Genomic DNA, 18,587 nt, shown 5'->3' with positions numbered 1-18,587 from the left:
GATGGCGATGGAACCCGGCGCCCCGGTCGCGCCCGGACCGTTCGCGGGCCAGGCGGCTCGGCGGACACCGGGCGACGCCACCCGGAGGCGGTGTAGCTTCGCGGTGAGCACTCAGTACAGCCGAACCGAAGGACGAACGTGAGCACCTCATTGCCCAGCGCACGGACCATCGACCCCATGGCGGCGCCGCCGATCAAGTGGGGCATCATCGCGCCCGGCTGGATCGCGGGCCAGTTCGCCGGCGCGCTCCACCGGCACTCGAAGTCCACGGTGACCGCGGTCGGTTCGAGCTCGGCCGAGCGCGCCAAGGCGTTCGCCGCGCAGCACGGCGCCGCCCGCGCGTACGGCTCCTACGAGGCGCTCGTCGCCGACGACGACATCGACGCCGTGTACGTGGCGTCACCACACAGCCACCACTTCGAGCAGGCCCGGCTGGCGCTGCAGGCCGGCAAGCCGGTCCTCATCGAGAAGGCCTTCACCCAGAACGCCGCGCAGGCGGCGCAGCTCATCGAGCTCGCCCGCGGCTCGGGCCTGCTGCTGATGGAGGCCATGTGGAGCCGCTTCCTGCCGCACTACGACATCGTGCGGCAGCTCATCGCCGACGGCACGCTCGGTGACGTCCAGACGGTGATCAGCGACCACGGCCAGCACTTCGACATCGAGCCGACCCACCGGCTGCTCAACCCGGCACTGGCCGGCGGCGCCCTGCTGGACCTCGGCATCTACCCGATCTCGTTCACGTCGTTCGTCCTCGGCGTGCCGGACGGGATCCAGGCGACCGGCACCATGACGACGACCGGCGTCGACGCCCAGGTCTCCGCGGTGCTGCGCACCGGCAGCGCGCACGGCATCATCTCCACGACCCAGACCGCGGCGTCACCGACCACGGCCAGCATCTCCGGCACCGCCGGGCGGATCGAGCTCAGCGGCCCGTTCTACCAGCCGCAGTCCGTGCGCTTCACCGACCTCGCCGGCGCCACCCGGGAGTCCGCGCCGCCCACCACCATCACCGGCCACGAGGGCCTGGTCCACCAGGCGGCGCACTTCGCGGAACTGCTGACGACGGGCGCCACCGAATCGCCGCTGCTGCCGCTGAGCGAAACGCTCTCGATCATGCAGACCATGGACGAGATCCGCCGCCAGATCGGCCTCGTCTACCCCAACGAGTAACGCGACCGCGCCGCCGGGGGCCGGTGCCCCCCGGCGGCACTGTGCTCAGCCGGCCGTGCAGGCGGAGCCGTTCAGCGTGACTGGACGGTCCGCTCCTGCTCGCCGCCGCCCCGATCGCCCTGATCCTCGTGGGCACATCGAGTGTGCGTCAGTTCTCGAAGTAGTCAGCGACCTCGGTGACCATTTCGAGGACGCTTGTCCATCGTGGACTGTGAGCGCCTGCCGAGTCGCGGAAGTAGGGGACGACACAGCCGTGGAGAGGTCCGGCCCGCAGGTCGATGAACAGTCCGACGCCCCCACCGTTGAGCGCGAACGGCAGTCGCGACGGAAGCCAGAACGCTCCGTTCGGCGTCCCGGCCGGCTCATTCTCGTACCGCTCCACCAGATGCTGATACTCGAGATCCGAGAAGTTGGTCGTCAGGAAGGCGATGTTCAGCAGCTGTTCGCGCCATTCGATCACCTTGTCGATGGGCATCGGCAGATACGAGTCGGGAATGAGGACCCGTAGGCCTGCTGCGACCACGTCGACCCCGTCGCTGCAGCGCCACCATGCGTGAAGGTCGGCCGGGATCGGCAGCCGCAATCTCCGCTCGAGGGCGTCGACTTTCCGGGGAGGCGGCGGCGGCCGAAATGTAGCGTAGAACTCCGGATCCCCGTCCTCGATCAGGTTGAGTATCCGCTGCCAGTATTCATCAACGGTTGCCATGGCGCGCCCCGTTCCCGCCGGCCTGTTCCTGCCCAGTGTCGCACAGTTGACGTGCTGTTTCTGTGAGCCTGTCGGCTGGGGTCAGCGCATCACGGCCGGTCGTACAGCGTCCAGTGATCCAGCTGCATGAGGGCGCGGGCATAGGCGCGGACCGATGTGCCGGCGGTGAGCCCGGCGACAGCGACATGTTCGGCCGCGAGCCGCTCGGCGTCGGCGACCTCGGTGGGCGGGCGGGAAACCGTGAACCCGCAGGCGAGACCGATGACGGTGGGAGCCGCTGCGTACCGGTCGTGCCATTGCCGGGCCGCGGCCACCATCAGTTCCGGTGGCTGCCCCAGTAGGGCGTACGCGTCCAGGTACGCGAACGCCGCCCACGGCTCGGGCCGGGGGACGATGACCAGCGCTTCGGGACTGCCGAACGACGCCACGTCGTAGGCGGCGAGGTCGTAACCCTCGTCGCCGGTCCCGAGCATCCCCGGGTCCCGGTCCCGTGCCCCGGGCAGCTGCGATCCCGGCCGCTGCGTCAGGCAGGCCTCGACGTCGAAGGCCGCCGCTCGGGCGATCACCTCGCCGGGGCTGATCGCGTGATGGAACTGAGGGTCCGTGACCAGAAACGGTTCGAGGACGAGGACCGGACAATGGTCCCGCAACCCGGCCCGCGCCGAGCGCCACATCTGCTGAGCGTCACCCGCGACGTCAACCACGATCACCGTCTCATCGTGGATGCCGTGCTGCCTGGCGCTGTGCCCCTCCAGGCCGGCGGCTCGCAGAATCTGCTGCACCCCATGGATGCTACGGGCGTCCGGTCTCAGGCGTCGGTCGAGGCCCGCTGGGCGCCGCTCATCGCGGGCTCGCCGGCCGGCGGCAGGGTCAGCTCCTTCAGGCCGATCCGCTGGTGCAGGCGCCGTAGGGGCGCGGGGGACCACCAGTTCCACCGGCCGAGCAGCGTCATCGTGGCCGGGACGAGCAGGCACCGCACGACGGTCGCGTCGATGAGGACGGCCGTGGTGAGGCCGAGGCCGATCTGCTCGATGCTGCCCATCTGCGCGGCGGCGAAGCAGCCGAACACGATGACCATGAGCAGCGCGGCGGACGTGATGACCCTGCCGGTGTGCTGCAGCCCGCGCCGGACGGCGGTGTCCGTGTCGTCGCCGCCGTCGACGTACTCCTTGATCCGCCCGAGCAGGAACACCTCGTAGTCCATGGACAGCGCGAACGCGAACCCGAAGAGGATGACCACGACGAACGGGTCCAGCCCGCCGACGGTGAGCGTGCCGAGCACACCGGACAGCCAGCCGTGCTCGAACACGGCCACCATCACGCCGAGCGAGACGACGTTGGCCAGGATCGCCTTCACTGGCACCACCAGCGATCCCGTCATCGCGAACAGCAGCACGAGCATCGCGGTCAGCGTGATGCCGAGGGCCAGGGGCAGGTCGTCGATGATCAGTCCGATGAGGTCGACCAGTACCGCGGCGTCACCGGTCACCCAGGACTGCACCCCGGCGGGCCGGTCCGCCCGGATGCGGCCCACGAGCTCCTGCGCGGCGTCGTCCTGCGCCCCGCCGCGGAGGCTCAGCTGCACGGCGGAGAGACCGGCGCCGACAGGTTTCGCCGGCTGCACCTTGCCGACCGCCGGGTCGTTCGCCCAGCGGGCGGCGTACGCGTCGAGGTCCGCGGCGCCGGTCCGCGCGACGAGGGTGACCGTCGGCGCGAACGCCCGGCCGAAGCGGGTCTTGAGCTCGTCGGCGACCCGGACCGACTCGATGCCACGCGGGATGCCGTCCTGCCCCGGCAGCTTCACCGTCGCGGACAGCAGCGGCAGACCGGCGGCGAGCAGCAGCGCCGCGGTGACCACGGCGACGAGCGCGGCGCGACGCTGTACCAGCGCGGCGAGGACGGCGAAGAAGCCCTTCCCCGACGCGTCGCCCTCCTCGGCGCTGCGGCGGGCGGGCTTGAGCCTGCGGCGGGCCAGCCCGATGAGGGCGGCGGTGAACGTCAGCGACACCAGCATCGCGACGAGGGCGATCGACACCCCGGCGGCGCCGAGCGCGGTCAGCTGCCGCACCGAGAACGCCAGCAGACCGGCGAGGGCAGCCGCGACGGTGAGCGCGCTGAACAGGATCGTGCGTCCGGCGGTCGCCCATGCCCGGCCGATGGCGACGTCGGGGGCGAACCCGGCGGCGAGCTCCTCGCGGTAGCGGGCGACGAGCAGCAGCCCGTAGTCGACGGACAGGCCCAGCCCGAGCAGCGACGCGACGGTCAGGGCGTTGGAGTCGACGTCGGTGAACGTGGTGAACGCGTACAGCACCGGGAAGACGGAGGCGACGGACACGACCGCGGCGAGGACCGGCACACCGGCGGCGATGAGGCCGCCGAACACGATGACGAGCACGACGAGGGTCAGCGGCAGCGACAGCAGCTCGGCCCGGGTCCGGTCCTCGTCGAGGGTCCGCCCGGCGTCGCGGCTGATCGCGGCGGAGCCACCGACGCGGACGTCAGCGCCCGCCGGCAGCTCGCCCTCCAGGCGGACGAGCTCGGCCTCGACGCGGTCGACCGCGTCGTTGCGGGTCGGCTTGTCGACCTTCTCCAGCGTCGCCACGACGAGCAGCGCGCGGCCGTCGGCGGACACGGCGGTCGCGTCGACCTGCCGGACGTGTCCGACGCCGCGCAGCCGGGCGGTGGCCGCGTCGACGGCGGCCCGGACGTCCGCCGCTGCCGGGTCGACGCCGTCCACCAGGCCGACCACCTGCCCGGCGGAGTCCTCGGCGGTGCTGAGCAGGTCGTACGCCTCGATCGACTCGACCTTCTTGCGCACGGTGTTGCCTTCGGAGATGGCGTTGAGCAGGGGCCCGGCGGCCAGGACGCCACCGATGACCGCGACCAGCCACACGCCCAGCACCCACCAGCGCCGCCGGAAGCACCAGCTGCCCACCCTCGCCATGAACCCGTCGGCCATCCGCCCGTCCTCTCGTCCCAGTGGGACAAACCTGCCAGACGCCGCTTCAGGTTGCTCCGCCGGGGCGGTCGCCCGGTGCCGCGTCGCGGAAGGACGCAGCAGCATCGGCGTGACCGCGATCAGTCCCACCGCGAGCAACGTGATCACCGCCTGGGCGACCCGCGCCGTGGTGCCGCCACCGGCGTCCAGCCCGTAGGTGGCGTAGCCGTTCGCGGCGGCGTCGCTGACCAGCACCGCGATTCCCAGGTACAGCCCGGCGGGCCGGCGCAACGCGAGCAGCACCGCAGCGAGCGGATCGAGGACGGTCAGCGCGACGAAGTACCCGGCCAGCCAGGCCGGCGCCCACGGGTACCCGCCGGTCGCCAGCTGCACGAGGTGCGCGACTGTCCCGTAGGCGAACACGGCTACCGCCGTCATCCGGACCTTCTGCATGGCGACCATCGTCGCCGGTCGTCAGCGCCCTGCTCGCGCGGGCACGCTCAGCAGGGCCGCGTAGCCGACGAGGAACAGGACGACGGCGTTGAGGCAGTGCCACAGGAAGTGGGTGCCGACCGGGACCGACCCGCACAGCGGACCGTCGACGGTCCGCAGCGTCAGCGACACCGCGAACACCCCTGCGGCCGACAGCAGGACCCGCCCGGTGGCGCCGCGGGCCGCGACACCGAACCCGACGAGGGCGAGCAGCGCCGGCAGGTACCCGCCGAGGGTCGAGCCCGCGCCGGCGAACAGCGCCAGATCGACGACGGCGGCGAAGACCACGAACCCGGGCGCGGCGAGCCAGGCGAGGGCCCAGCGGATCCCCCACCGCCAGTGCACCAGGACGGTCACCGCGACGAGGATGAAGACCAGGATCGACAGGCTGTCCAGTGCCGCAGTCGGTGCCGTCGCCGCCATGTGGAACGTCCAGCTGCACACTCCGACGACCGCGATCAGCCCCGGCAGCACCCGGATGCCGCGCGGCACCGCAGAGCCGCAATCAGGAACGCTGCGTTGCTGACGGCGTTGAGCGGCTCGCCCCACAGCCCGGGCGCCGTCCGCTCACAGTACGAGTCGACGTACACGCCACCGAGTCTTCCCGGCTTGCACCACCGTGAAGTGCCCAGCAGGCAAACCCAGCATGTCGGGGGTGATCGGTAGCGGTCAGCCGGCCACTGCGCCGAGCTGGTCGAGACGGCCGGTCTCCAGGTGTGCGACGTCGCCGCCGGAGTCGAGGGCGGCGTCGAGCAGCATGGCGAGGGAGGTGCCGAGCGGCGGACCATCTCCGCGTGCGCGGGGAGCAGGTCTCGTACTCGCGCATGCGGTCCTTGAGTTCCGGACCATCCCCGCGTGCGCGGGGAGCAGCGCCTGATGTTCACCCTCCAGCTGGCCGGCGTCCTGCTCCCCGCGGGACCATCCCCGCGTGCGCGGGGAGCAGAGGACGCTGTGAAGGAACGCGGGGCCGACTACGGGACCATCCCCGCGTGCGCGGGGAGCAGGTAGTGCGGGTTCGGTCCGATGGCCCTGGTCCCGGGACCATCCCCGCGTGCGCGGGGAGCAGTCCTGGACTCCTACCGGACCGGTGGCCGCGCCAGGACCATCCCCGCGTGCGCGGGGAGCAGGCCGCGCTTGCGGCCGCCGGCATCACCGCCGGCGGACCATCCCCGCGTGCGCGGGGAGCAGATCGCGTGCCGCGTGGCCTCGAAGCCGAGCCGCGGGTTGCCGGTGGTGCGGAACACGATGCGGGGCAGCACGCCGGCGAGGGCGAAGGCGTCCTCGAGGCGCCGTTGCATTGAGCGTTGGCAAGATCGAGGCAGACTTGAACAGTGAAGGCATCGACCCGACCTGACCCGTGGCTGCCTCCGAAATCGGCGTTCGCCGGGTTCCGGTTCCCGCCCGAGGTCATCGTGGTCGCGGTGCGCTGGTATCTGCGGTTCAACCTGCCCTACCGGGACGTGGAGGAGTTGCTGGTCGAGCGCGGCGTGGAGGTCGACCACGTCACGGCCTACCGGTGGGTGCAGCGGTTCACGCCGCTGTTCGCCGACGCCGCCCGGTTCTGCCGCCATTCACCAGGCGATAGGTGGCACGTTGATGAGACCTAGGTCAAGGTCAACGGAGTTTGGCGGTACGTGTACCGGGCGGTCGACCAGTACGGCCAGGTCATCGACGTGCTGGTCTCGGCGCGTCGGGACGCCGACGCGGCCCGGCGGTTCTTCCGGCGAGCGCTGTCGGTATTGAAGGTGACCCCCAGCGAGGTGGTCACCGACGCCGCCGCGGTCTACCCTGCCGTGCTCGACGAACTGGTCCCGTCCGCGTGGCACCACGTCGAGCAGTACGCCAACAATCCGATCGAGGCTGATCACAGTCGGCTCAAACAGCGGTTGAGACCGATGCGCGGACTACGAACGGACAAGACAGCGCAGGTGATCATCGCCGGACACGCCTTCATGCAGAACCTTCGACGCGGCCACTACGAACTCGCTGTCGACTCCCCGCCGGCTACGCGAGTCGCCGCAGCGTTCGTCGAACTCGCCCACGCGATCTGACCGCGGACCCGACACGGGTCAACCGCGTCCGTCGATCCCACAACGCCGTTCGGCGCCGTTCGGCGAGGCGGTGCGGCGCTATGACGCCGGCTGGGCGACTCAGCCGGGCTCCTGGATCCCCGCCGACGCGGAGCGCCTTGTCTACGGCGGCCCGGACCCCGACCTCGATGCGTAGTGTGCCGCCGCGCCGGTTTCAGACCGTGCGGGACGGCACTGCCGTTCCCTAGCCCAGGATCTCGCCGGCCCCGCCGGCAACGGCCTGCACGGCAGACAGGTATGCCTTCATGTCGGTTGCCTCCAGCCCGCTGCCTGCGACCACGACGGTGCTGCCGACGAGCAACGTCGGGTACAAAATCGACTGCTCTTGTGCATACGCCTTGGCCCGCTCGGCGTTGGTGAACTCCACGTAGATCGCCTGCTGGACGCGGTGCGGAAGGGAGGCATCGGCGGTCTTGTAGCAGTCGAACTGCTTGAAAAACTTCCCGTCGGACCTGAACGCCTCGTCCAGACCGGTCGAGTTGTCATCCCACTTGCCGATCGGGCAGTCGGGATCCTTCATCAGCCGCTCATTGGTGAGGCTCGCCACCTTGTCGTAGCTCAGCCCGCCGCCGTTCCCGGCGGCCGGGGTGGGCTCGTCGCCGCCGCAGGCATTGATGGTCATGATGACGGCGGTGGCGCCGAGTGCGGCGAGGATGCGCCGGATCTGCACGATGAGCTCCTTGGACCATGTGGTGGCTACCGCGGAGGTGTCGGGCGTCGAGCCGGTCGGCCCGCGCCGCATGACGGAGATCATCGATCTATTGGCGTGCCCGGTCTGTCGTGAACCGGTCAGCGTCGGCAACCCGGCACTGAGACCACCCGCCCGCACCGGGCGGCTGGTCAGCGGTTCGTCGAAGGGCCGGCGGAGTCACCAGGGGATGACGCCGTCGTCGTTGAAGAACGAGCCGGTCGGGCCACCGTCGGGCAGCGCGGCAAGGCGAATCGGTGTGGCCGCGGCCTCCTGAGCAGGACGCCCTTGGTAACCGGTGAAATCGGTTGCGACCAGGCCCGGGCAGGCGGCGTTGATGAGGATGTCCGTGCCGGCGAACTGTCGCGCGTAATGCACGGTGACGGCGTTGAGGTACGACTTCGTCGGCGAGTAGGCCGCCATGATCGGGCCGACTTCGATGTTCGGGTCCGCCTGCCAGGTCACCGACCCGACGCTGCTGGAGATGTTGACGATGGGCGGCGACGATGCGCGCCGCAACAACGGCAGCATCGCGTTGGTCACCCGGATCACACCGTAGACGTTGGTGTCCACGACCTTGCGGACGACGTCGAGGTCGAGCGTGGTCGGATCCTGCACCCACCCCGGTCCCATCTCTCCGGAGATGCCGGCGTTGTTGACGAGAACGTCCAGGCGTCCGCTCTGGCGTTCGATCAGTACCGCGGCCTCGGCGACGCTCACGTCACTGGTGACGTCCAGCGGGACCGGGAACGCGTCCACTCCGGTGGCGTGCAGCAGCTTCACGGCCGCCTCGCCCCGACCCTTGTCGCGAGCTACTCGACGGTGGCCATCTCCAGGTCGCGTCAGGTCCTTCCACAACGAAACCGTCCAAGGTGGCGAGGTCGGCTGGGACTTTGTCGGGGGCACCCACCCGGGTGCGGGCCATACGAGCTTGGCGGGCCGGAGCGGCGGCCAAGCGAATTCGGTCATAGCGGCGGGCAACTTCCACGTCCGGCAGCGGAAATCACCCTTGCTGGACTCGAGCGTCCGACGCAACTCCCAGGGTGCTCTTCTTTTCGAGGTGCCGTTTCTTCAGTCGTGCGCTTCGCAGCATTCTGCGAGCAGTGCCGACCCTTTCCGCGGTCTACCGTGGTCTTGATCGGGTGGAGCGATGAGTCGTGCGAAGTCCGTGCGTGTGCCACTTCGCAATGAGGGGGGAATTGTGGATCGAAAGATCGCGAAGGGCCTCGCCCTCTTCATCACCGCGGCGACGGTGGCGGTCGCACCTGCGGCGAGCGGCGCCGCAGCGAGGACCGAAGTGGATTCGGCACCGGCCGTCAAGATCACGTGGGAGCCCTGCGGGGTGCCTGACCCGCAAGGGGCCGGCGCTGAGTGCGGCCTGCTCGACGTGCCGCTGGACTACGGCAAGCCGAACGGCACGAAGATCCAGATTGCCGTCTCGCGGATCAGGTCGACGGTCGCCGCCAAGGACTACCGAGGCGTCATTCTGGGTCTTCCGGGTGGCCCCGGTAATCCAGGGCTGTGCACGTCGTCCGACTGCGTCCCCACCGCCGTCGGGGCTGCCTACGACTGGATCGGCTTCGACCCGCGGGGCGTCGGCTCCAGTGTCCCCGCGCTGTCCTGCGACAGCGACTACTTCGACCCGCCGCGCCCGGAGTACGTCCCGCTCAGCCGGGACATCGAGCGGACCTGGCTCCACCGATCGAAGAGCTACGCCGACGCCTGCCGTGCGTCCGGCGGCGCGCTGCTGGACCACATGACCACACGGGACACGGCCAAGGACGTGGAGTCGATCCGCAAGGCGCTCGGCGTCGGCCGGATCAACCTGTACGGCATCTCCTACGGCACCTACATCGGCCAGGTGTACGGCACGCTGTACCCGGAGAAGGTGCGCCGCATGGTGCTCGACAGCAACATCGACCCGCGCAAGGTCTGGTACCAGGCCGCCCTCGATCAGGACGTGAACTTCGAACGCAACCTGCGCCTGTGGTTCGAGTGGGTGGCCAGGTTCGACGACGTCTACCACCTCGGCAGGACCGCCGACCAGGTCAGACAGCGCTGGTACGTGGAGCAGGACAAGCTGCGCACGGCGCCGGCCGGCGGTGTCGTCGGCCCGGCCGAGTTCACCGACATCTTCATCTACGCCGGCTACTTCCAGTTCATGTGGCCGACCCTGGCCGAGTTGTTCGCCGGCTCCGTCCACGACCCCGGCGCCCAGCTGCTGGTCGAAGCGTACGAGAGTTCCTTCCGTCCGGCCGACGACAAGGTCTTCGCGGCCTACAACGCGGTGCAGTGCACCGACGCCAGGTGGCCGCGCAGCTGGAACGCATGGCGGCGCGACAACTGGCGCACGTTCCGCAGCGCACCGTTCGCTACCTGGTACAACGCCTGGTACAACGCGCCGTGCCTGTTCTGGCCCGGCCAGATCTCCGAGCCGGTCGAGGTCGACGGTTCGAAGGTCAGGAGCGTGCTGTTCGTCGGTGGCACGCTGGACGCGGTCACGCCGTTCGAGGGCAGCCTCGAGGCGCGGCGCCGCTTCCCGAACGGCTCGCTGCTGGCGGAGGTCGGCCAGACCACGCACGTCAACTCGTTCAACGGCAACCCGTGCATCACCAGCGCCATCGCCGATTATCTCGCGACGGGCAAGCTGCCGCCGCGCAAGCCCGGCAACCGAGCTGACGCGACCTGCACCGTCCTGCCGCCGCCGGACCCGACCGCGACGTCTCCGCAGACGACGATGCTGCCGGCCGGCAATCCGGCGATGCGCGCGCTGCTGTCCGCCGTACGCCGCTGAGGTCTGCCCGTCAACGTTCTGTGGCTCCGCGGGGCATGCCGCCGACGGTGCCTCTCCGGCACCTCGTGGTACTTGTTCCCACTAGGAGTCGTCGACCGCTCCGGGTCTCCGTCGCGACGTCATGCCGGCGGTATGAATTTTCACGGTCCGGGTTGTGACCAGGTCCCTGGAGCGTCGGTGTCACGTGACGCATGCTCGGGAGACGGCAACCCCGGCCGTCAGTCTGGAGCTGCATCCCGGGTTCCGCAGTTCGTGGTCACACGCGAGTCTGAATTCTGGGCTTGAGCTGCGGAAATGCCGGTGGGGCCGGGAGGTGGCGTGTGTCTACGCGGTCCCGGCCTGTTCCGGTGGTGTTCAGGTGGGGTTGAAGGTGGTGACCCGGGCTGGCGGTTGGATGGAAAGCGCCTGGTAGATGGCCTTCTGGCCGGGGTTGAGTGGGGTGGTCTGGGTGACGGTGCCGGCGGGGCCGGCGAGGGTCACCTGGGTGATTCGCCCGAGTTGCCGGTTGATGTTTCGCCAGGTTTCACCGCTGCCGCGTTCAGCGACCCGGGTCAGCAGCAGCGCCAGCCAGCAGATCAGGACGTGGGCGCGGATGCGGTGTTCGAGGCGGTGGAAGACCGGGCGGAGCAGCAGCTGGGTCTTGAGGTCGCGGAAGCCGCGTTCGGCTTCGAGGAGGTTCTTGTAGCCCAGCGCGACATCCTCGGCGCTGATGTGCGGGTCCGAGGTCGCGATGAGGTACTTGCCGTCCAGCCGCGCCTCGGTCTTCACCTTGCCGGCGTTGACTTTCAGCCGGCCGTTGGCCTGCTGGGTCAGCCACCGGCCCAGCGTCGGGTGGTCCCGCAGCGCGCACTCGGCGCGGACGTGGGCGGCCTCGTTGCGGGTCCGGGCCTTGTCGTTCTTGGGGCGTCGGGCGTCGCGGGCGCGTTGCTCGGCGATCCGGGCGAGTTCCGCGGTGATCCGGGCGAGTTCCGCGGTGATCCGGGCGATCGCCTCGTCACGTTGGGCCTGATCCCGTTGCGCCTGTTCGGGGTTGTGGCAGATGACGAACCGCACGTCGGTCGCGTCGAGGCGGATCTCCTTGACCCGCAGGTTGTCCCGCACCTGTTGGTAGCGGCCCTGCCGGGCGAGGACCTGCTCGACGAGGGGGTTGCCGTCACGCATCCGCCTCCCGGCGATGTAGTGCCCGCCGGCGCGGCGCAGGTAGGCGAGGTTGTCCGCGGAGGTGAACCCGCGGTCCACCACGGTGATGACCCGGCCGAGTTTCCAGTCGCGCAGATCGTCGCAGACCTCGGCCAGGACGGCCTGGTCGTTGTTGTTGCCGGGCCAGCACCAGCAGCGGACCGGGATGCCTTCCTTCGTCACGGCCAGGCCGATGACGATCTGCGGCAGATCGTGGCGGTGGTCCTTGGAGTGGCCGTAGCGGCGGAACGCGTCCTCGCCGTCGTCTTCGGTGTCGCGTTCGAAGTAGGTGGAGGTGGTGTCGAAGAACAACACGTCGACCTCCAGGTTGAGCAGGTTCGACACGGCGAAGAACACCGTCTCCTGCACGACCGCGTGAGCACCCGCGTCAGCGTCGATGAGCAGGTCCATCGCCCGATACGCCTGATCGGCGTCCATCATGGACAGTCCCGGGACGCGACGTCGCAGCTGGCCCAGTCCGCCGCGGCCAGCTTCGACGCCGGCGCAACCGCCCGGTTGGCGACCAACGCGAACAACACCCGCTCGACCCGGCACCTGGCCTCGTTACTCGAACACCATGAACCGGACCGAGGCGAGTTCGTCGACGCCGTGCCGGCGGAGCAGGCCGTCGCGGCGGGTCAGGCCGCTGCGGCGAAGCGCGTCGTCGAGCACCTTGCCGTCGGCGACCAGCAGTCGCGGCGGGTGGTCGATCAGCTTGGCGAAGAGCGGCCGGTAGCGCAGCCGGGTGGTGAGCCGGTGCGCGAGCAGGACCGTGATCAGGGTCGCCGCGCCGGCCAGGTAACCCGCGTCATGCGCGTTGGGCACCCGGCCGACGATGGCTCCGGCGGCGACGGCCGCGACGAAGTCGAACGCCGACATCTCGGCCGGCGTCCGGCGTTCACTGACGCGGAAGCAGACCACGGCAGTGGCGTACAGCAGTAGGGTCTTGGCCACGACCCACCACACGTCGTACGGAGACCCGAACACTTTCGACACGGCCCTCGCTACCCGGACCGAAGGACGGCAAACGCCGCACGGCTGTCGGGCGACCGCCCATCGTCCGGCTGGCTGAGTCATCGCACTGGCCTCGCCTCACCTGGCTCAGCCGATCACGCGGTGGCCGCTCGCCGGTGGCGTGTGGGCGTCACAGGCCGCACTGCTCGAGCAGGTACAGCCAGATTTCGCTGACGGTCGGGAACGGCGGGACGGCGTGCCACAGCTGGTCGAGGGGAACCTCGGCGTTCACCGCGATGGTGGCCGAGTGCAGCATGTCGGCGACGTCTGAGGCGACGAAGGTGCCCCCGAGCAGTACCCGGCGGTCGGCGTCGACAACCAGCTTCGCCCGGCCGGTGTAGCCGACGCCGCGGACCATGGCGCCGGCGACATCGCCGATCTCGTACTCCGCGGTCCGCACGGTGAAGCCGTCGGCGCGGGCCTGGGCTTCGGTCCGCCCGACCGTGCTGACCTGCGGCTCGGTGAACACGACCTGAGGGGCGCCACGGTCGTCGGCGGTGTCGCGCAACCCCGGCGCGTCGTCGGACGTGCCGGCGGCTCGCGCGGCGATCACGTCGCCGCATACCCGGGCCTGGTACTTGCCCATGTGGGTGAGCAGACTGCGGCCGTTGACGTCCCCGACGGCGTACAGCCAGCCGTCGGTGATGGCATTGGCTCGCATGCTGGCGTCGACGTGGATCGGGCCGTCCGCTGGCAGGCCGATCGTGTCCAGGCCGATGTCGTCGACCGCCGGACGGCGGCCCGCGCCGACAAGGATCTCATCAGCGTCGATCTGTGCGCCGTCGTCGGTGTGCACGGTCACCGGCCCGCCCGGGACCGGCCGCTCGACGCGGACGGCCGTGCGGCCGAACCGCACGTCGATGCCCGACTCCCGCAACGAGCGCGCCACCAGGTCACCGGCGAACGGCTCGGCCCGGGCCAGCAGCCGCTCCCCGCGCACGAGCATGGTCGTCTCCTGCGCGCCGAGGGAGTGCAGCGCCTGGGACATCTCGCACGCCACCGGCCCAGCGCCGATCACGACCAGCCGCTTGGGCACCTGCTGGACGCTGGTCGCCTCCCGGTTGGTCCATGGGCGGGCCTGCGCCAACCCGGGCACGCCGGGAACCGCCGGGTTGCTGCCGGTGGCGATGACGGCAGCGTGCCGGGCCCGCAGCACGTGCGTGCCACCCTCCGGCGTCGTGACCTCGGCCCGCAACGGCCCGGCCAACCGCCCGTGGCCCCGCACGAACATCGCCGGGAACTTCTCGATCAGGTTCACCTCATGGGCGTCGTCGCGGCGGGACACCGTCTCGTCGCGACGGGCCAGCACCGCGGCGGCGTCGATCGGGCTCCGCAACCGCAGCCCCGGCATCCGGTCGACCTCGGCCGCCAACTCCATCGGCCACAGCAGCGCCTTGCTCGGAATACACGCGTAGTACTCGCACTCACCACCGGCCAGACGATCCTCGACCACGGCCGCGGTCAGACCACCCCGTACAGCACGCGCGGCGACAGTCATCCCAACCGGCCCCGCACCGATCACAACCACGTCGACGACATCATTCTTATCTGCCATTACACACCCTCCGGTGTCGAACGAGATGCCCCGGTGGGGCTTCCCCAGCAGGCTGATTCGAACCCGTGATCGCGAGCCGGCATGGACAGTCCGCAGATCAGATCTCCATTCCCCGTACCGTCCGGCATGCACGCGGCGAGCAGCAGACGCGACTTCCCCTTGCCTTCACCCCGTTCGCGCTGCCGGCGCATGCAGTGCGGAGGGACATGATCTCCCGCCATCTGGCCTTATCCGACATCGACCGATGGATTGATGACGTCCTCGCGGCCAGCGTGGATTCGGTCGATCCGGTGTCGCCCGACACAACGTTTTCGTGCCTCGATGCCGTTGATGCTTATGGCGAGGTGACCCTGCTGCCCTTACCCGACGAGACCTGGAAAACCTCGGTCGCACTACGGTGGTGCCCATGGCGCTTGTGTGAACGGTGGTGCGGAAGCGACCACGTTGCGACGCCGGGCGCTGTGCTCCGATCAGGGACGGCGTGGGGTTCGCCCCGGCCTCTGTGGGTAGTTCTCGGCGTGGTTGGTCAACATGTTTGCTGATCGTTCATCGTCGGGTCGCTGACGTTGTGGACCGCAACGGGTGCGGCTCGCCTTGACAAGAGATCCAGCGACGGAAGGTCGACGAGATGACGACAACTGAGCAGGGGAGAGGCGCGGTGATCGTCACCGGCGCGAGCCGGGGTATCGGCGCCGCGATCGCCCAGAAACTGGCCGGGGACGGGTACGGCGTGGTGGTCAACTACGCGGCGGACACGGCCGGCGCCGAGTCGGTGGTCTCCGCCATCCGTGGACGCGGCGGCCGGGCCATTGCCGTGCGCGCGGACGTAGCGGCACCGGGCGACGTCGCGGACCTGTTCGACCGGGCGCAACAGGAGATGGGGCCGCTGGCCGCGCTGGTCAACAACGCCGGGACAACCGGCGAGCAGGCACGCATCGACGAGCAGGACGCAGGTCACCTGGCCCGCCTGATGCAGATCAACGTCGTGGGCCCCATGGTCTGTGCCAAGCACGCCGTGCAGGCGATGTCGACCGCGCACGGTGGCACCGGCGGCTCCATCGTCAACATCGCCTCGGTCGCCGCCCAGGCGCCTCCCGGCATATCAGGATTCGTGGCGTACGAGGCCACCAAGGGCGCCGTGGTGACGTTCAGTCGTGGCCTGTCGAACGAGGTCGCCCCCGAAGGGATCCGTGTCAACAGCGTCTCGCCAGGCGTTATCGACACGAAGATGACAGCGGCGACCCTAGGTGCGAAGCAGGCCGCCGCGAGCAGCCCGCTCGGTCGCGTGGGCCGGCCCGACGAGATCGCCGATACTGTGTCGTGGCTGGTCTCGCCGGCGGCATCGTATGTCACCGGCACCGATATCACCGTCTCCGGCGGCCTTTGACCGGCGCCGACTGCGTCGAACGATGCCTCCTCTCCAACAGACGCCCGCGCTGGAACCGGGCCTCCAACTGACGGCCCGTTCCAGCGCGGGCGTCGCACCGTGCCGTCGGCGTAGATGCAATCGGGTGGGCAACCCCGGCCGCCCGACCTTGGGTCGGTCTGCACACAACTGGGTGAGATGAGGAGGAGGAGGCGAACCTCTTGATCTGGCCGGCCACCGTCCCGTCGGGTGAGGGCAGTGACCTGGCAGGGGCGTGACGAAGACCGGCCCGGGGGTCGAGGGAGTTGCTCCCGGTGACGAGGTCGTCGGCTTCGCCGACGAGCGAGCAGTCAAGTCGAGTACGTGGTCGTGCCAGCGCAGAATCTGGCGGCTACGTTGCAAGCAACAGGACAACTGTTGTCCCGATCCCGCAGGTGGAGCGCCCGAGTTCGATCTTGCGGGAAGTCTTGCGACCAGTGATCTTGAAGATCGCTCATGCAACAGCGCCCTCAGGCCTGCGCCTCAGACGTCTTCGTCGAAACGAGTGCCGCGACGTGGGTCAGCGACCCGTCGGCCGGTCGAGTCGACAGCCCCCTCATCAACACGCCCGCCACGGGAGTCGTGCACCTGGCGACTCTGCCTCTCCTCCGCCGCCCGGCGCGCCGCATCGCGCGCCTCGGCTTCCGGCCCGTACGGATCTCTGCCGTGCGGATCGGCGTCATGCGCCGTCATCACGCTCACCCCCAAACGGTGCGTCACCGTCATCGACCGACCTTACCCAGCCTGATCTTCGGTATTCCCGCTCAACCAGGCGGTGCGTCCTGTCAGGCCGCGATCCGCGCGTTGACGTTGGCGTTCGGGACCGGGTCCAGTCCGATGAGAGCGTGTGCGTCATTCGTGTCGAGCATGGTCCGGTCCATTTGACGGGGTGGTGCGGTTCGGCCGAATGCACGCTTGGTCGACCAAGCTTTGGCACCGAACTCGGTCTTCGGATGGGTTACGGCATGCGGTGTTGGTGGGAGCAACACCGAGATGGGCGCATTGGCCGAGCGCAAACACGGGGTGGGGTTCTCGGTACGCTGTGGCCTTGGACTGCGGCGCCCGCCGGTCCTGTTTTCGGGCTCGACTGTTGGCACATCCGAGCCGATGTCGGAGGTTTCGCGTGGTTCTGCAGGATCCATCGCCCAACCTTGGCATCCTGTTGCGGTACGTCCATCTGGACGGCGCGGTCTCCCGTGCAGCGTTGGCCGAGAGGATGGGCTTGAACCGCAGCACCATTATGGCGCTGACGGCCGAACTGATCGCTGTCGGCTTGGTCCGAGAGGAGACGCCGGCCGGCGCCGGCCGGCGTGGGCGCCCGTCGTTGGTGGTGCGCCCCGAGCCCAACCGGGTACACGTGCTGGCCTTCGATGTCGCCGTGGACCGGGTGACTGCGGCCAGGGTGGATCTGGGCGGGACCGTACTCGACCGGCTCGAGGCGGTACGACCACGGGCCGGTGCTGATCTTGACTGGGTCGTGGACGTGCTGGCCCGCTTCGGCCGTCGGTTGCACCGCTCTGCGCCGGCCAGTTCGGCCTGCGTCGGGATCGGCGCATCGTACTGCGGCATGATTCGGCCCTATGACGGCATGGTGCGCTTCGGCCCTGACCTGGGTTGGGTGGACCAGGCATTCGGCGCCGAACTCTCCCGGCGGCTCGGACTGGGCCTGCCGGTGGCCGTGGGTAACGAGGCACACCTGGGCGCCCTGGCCGAACAGCAGCGCGGTGTCGGTATCGGCCTGCAGAACCTGATCTATCTGCACGGCGATGTGGGCGTTGGGGGCGGGATCATCGTCGGGGGCAAGTTGCTCGATGGAGATGGCGGCTACGGCTGTGAGGTGGGCCACATGGTGATCAACCCGTACGACGGGCGGGCATGTGGTTGCGGCTCGCGGGGTTGTTTCGAGGCTGAGGTGGGCGAACGAGCCCTGCTCGACACCGCAGGCAGGCCCGCCACGCAGTTCGGCCGCGACGCCGTACGGGCTGTGGTCGATGACGCCGACCGGGGCGATCCGGCCGCGCTGGAATCGGTGCGGCGCATCGGGGACTGGCTCGGCATCGGCGTGGCCAATCTTATCAACTTGTTCAACCCGGCCATGGTGATCTTCGGCGGGATGCTGCGCGAGGTCTACCCGGCCGCGTCGGCGCAGGTGCGTGCCCGGATCGCGATCAACGTTCTGCCGGTGGCCCGCGAGCGGGTACGACTGCGCACCTCGGGTCTGGGCAACGACGCGACCCTTGTCGGCGCCGCCGAACTCGGCTTTGTCCCGCTACTGGCCGATCCGCAGCACCTGCTCGCCTTCGTTACGGCCGCGACGCCGGCCCGCACGGGCACACGCGACAGTCAACTGCTTCGGACAACCACCGAAGGGACCGAAATTAGACGGTCTATTCCAAGGGGTCAGTGATCGTAGGCGATCAGGGATCGCATGGTCGTAGACGTCCCGCTCGTGCCCGCTCAGGGCGATTGGGCCTGCCCCGTTATGGCGGACATCTGAGATCAGGAGCCTGCGGGCTCCGGAAGGATGTCCAGCATCATGGACCTACCCCGATCGGA

14 protein-coding genes, 1 pseudogene and 1 CRISPR repeat array are annotated in these 18,587 nt (G+C 69.6%); of the genes and pseudogenes, 5 read left to right on the top strand and 10 right to left on the bottom strand.

What is annotated here, in order from left to right; all coding sequences use genetic code 11:
* Positions 1-138: 138 nt before the first annotated feature.
* Positions 139-1,170: a Gfo/Idh/MocA family oxidoreductase gene (locus ABZS58_RS37890; RefSeq protein WP_354788272.1), complete on the top strand. Its 1,032-nt coding sequence runs from the start codon at positions 139-141 to the stop codon at positions 1,168-1,170.
* 148 nt (positions 1,171-1,318) lie between these two features.
* On the opposite strand, the gene ABZS58_RS37885 is transcribed toward ABZS58_RS37890, so the two are convergent.
* The 4 genes from ABZS58_RS37885 to ABZS58_RS37870 form a co-directional block, all read right to left on the bottom strand.
* Positions 1,319-1,876, bottom strand: a complete 558-nt coding sequence (locus ABZS58_RS37885; protein ID WP_354788271.1) for an SMI1/KNR4 family protein — start codon at positions 1,874-1,876, stop codon at positions 1,319-1,321.
* Positions 1,877-1,965: 89 nt separating this feature from the next.
* The gene (locus tag ABZS58_RS37880; protein ID WP_354788270.1) at positions 1,966-2,658 is read right to left on the bottom strand and encodes a DUF4253 domain-containing protein; all 693 of its coding nucleotides are present in this window, start codon (positions 2,656-2,658) and stop codon (positions 1,966-1,968) included.
* Between the two features lie 26 nt (positions 2,659-2,684).
* A complete protein-coding gene (locus tag ABZS58_RS37875; RefSeq protein WP_354788269.1) occupies positions 2,685-5,267 on the bottom strand; it encodes an MMPL family transporter in 2,583 nt (860 codons plus the stop codon).
* A gap of 21 nt (positions 5,268-5,288) precedes the next feature.
* On the bottom strand, positions 5,289-5,798 hold the full coding sequence (locus ABZS58_RS37870; protein ID WP_354788267.1) for a hypothetical protein: 510 nt from the start codon (positions 5,796-5,798) through the stop codon (positions 5,289-5,291).
* Positions 5,799-6,087: 289 nt separating this feature from the next.
* Positions 6,088-6,494: direct repeats of the CRISPR family, unit length 28 nt; unit sequence GGACCATCCCCGCGTGCGCGGGGAGCAG.
* 173 nt (positions 6,495-6,667) lie between these two features.
* Here ABZS58_RS37870 and ABZS58_RS37865 point away from each other — a divergent pair.
* A pseudogene (locus tag ABZS58_RS37865) lies at positions 6,668-7,357 on the top strand (IS6 family transposase).
* A 223-nt stretch (positions 7,358-7,580) separates the two neighbouring features.
* On the opposite strand, the gene ABZS58_RS37860 reads toward ABZS58_RS37865, so the two are convergent.
* Together ABZS58_RS37860 and ABZS58_RS37855 are read right to left on the bottom strand one after the other, a co-directional pair.
* Positions 7,581-8,198, bottom strand: a complete 618-nt coding sequence (locus ABZS58_RS37860; protein WP_354788266.1) for a hypothetical protein — start codon at positions 8,196-8,198, stop codon at positions 7,581-7,583.
* 66 nt (positions 8,199-8,264) lie between these two features.
* Positions 8,265-9,053, bottom strand: coding sequence for an SDR family NAD(P)-dependent oxidoreductase (locus ABZS58_RS37855; protein ID WP_354788319.1), 789 nt, complete (start codon positions 9,051-9,053; stop codon positions 8,265-8,267).
* 232 nt (positions 9,054-9,285) lie between these two features.
* Here ABZS58_RS37855 and ABZS58_RS37850 point away from each other — a divergent pair, with 232 nt between their 5' ends.
* Positions 9,286-10,878: an alpha/beta hydrolase gene (locus ABZS58_RS37850; protein ID WP_354788264.1), complete on the top strand. Its 1,593-nt coding sequence runs from the start codon at positions 9,286-9,288 to the stop codon at positions 10,876-10,878.
* Positions 10,879-11,232: 354 nt separating this feature from the next.
* Here ABZS58_RS37850 and ABZS58_RS37845 read toward each other — a convergent pair whose 3' ends face one another.
* The 3 genes from ABZS58_RS37845 to ABZS58_RS37835 all read right to left on the bottom strand — a co-directional run bounded on the left by ABZS58_RS37845 (position 11,233) and on the right by ABZS58_RS37835 (position 14,626).
* Positions 11,233-12,498 carry an IS1634 family transposase gene (locus tag ABZS58_RS37845; RefSeq protein ID WP_354788262.1) on the bottom strand — a complete coding sequence of 422 codons (1,266 nt, stop codon included), beginning with the start codon at positions 12,496-12,498 and terminating at the stop codon, positions 11,233-11,235.
* A gap of 123 nt (positions 12,499-12,621) precedes the next feature.
* Positions 12,622-13,053: a hypothetical protein gene (locus ABZS58_RS37840; RefSeq protein ID WP_354788260.1), complete on the bottom strand. Its 432-nt coding sequence runs from the start codon at positions 13,051-13,053 to the stop codon at positions 12,622-12,624.
* Positions 13,054-13,201: 148 nt separating this feature from the next.
* Complete coding sequence (locus ABZS58_RS37835; RefSeq protein WP_354788258.1) at positions 13,202-14,626, bottom strand: NAD(P)/FAD-dependent oxidoreductase; 1,425 nt, start codon at positions 14,624-14,626, stop codon at positions 13,202-13,204.
* 628 nt (positions 14,627-15,254) lie between these two features.
* Here ABZS58_RS37835 and ABZS58_RS37830 point away from each other — a divergent pair.
* On the top strand, positions 15,255-16,013 hold the full coding sequence (locus ABZS58_RS37830) for an SDR family oxidoreductase (protein ID WP_354788257.1): 759 nt from the start codon (positions 15,255-15,257) through the stop codon (positions 16,011-16,013).
* A 501-nt stretch (positions 16,014-16,514) separates the two neighbouring features.
* On the opposite strand, the gene ABZS58_RS37825 is transcribed toward ABZS58_RS37830, so the two are convergent.
* Positions 16,515-16,757, bottom strand: coding sequence for a hypothetical protein (locus ABZS58_RS37825; RefSeq protein ID WP_354788255.1), 243 nt, complete (start codon positions 16,755-16,757; stop codon positions 16,515-16,517).
* Positions 16,758-17,154: 397 nt separating this feature from the next.
* Here ABZS58_RS37825 and ABZS58_RS37820 point away from each other — a divergent pair, with 397 nt between their 5' ends.
* Positions 17,155-18,438, top strand: coding sequence for an ROK family transcriptional regulator (locus tag ABZS58_RS37820; RefSeq protein WP_354788254.1), 1,284 nt, complete (start codon positions 17,155-17,157; stop codon positions 18,436-18,438).
* Positions 18,439-18,587 lie beyond the last annotated feature (149 nt).

It is taken from the genome of Dactylosporangium sp. NPDC005555, assembly GCF_040605635.1.
Lineage (GTDB): Bacteria > Actinomycetota > Actinomycetes > Mycobacteriales > Micromonosporaceae > Dactylosporangium.
Note: the sequence above shows the minus strand (reverse complement) of the source record. Positions and strands in the feature narration are given on the sequence as shown.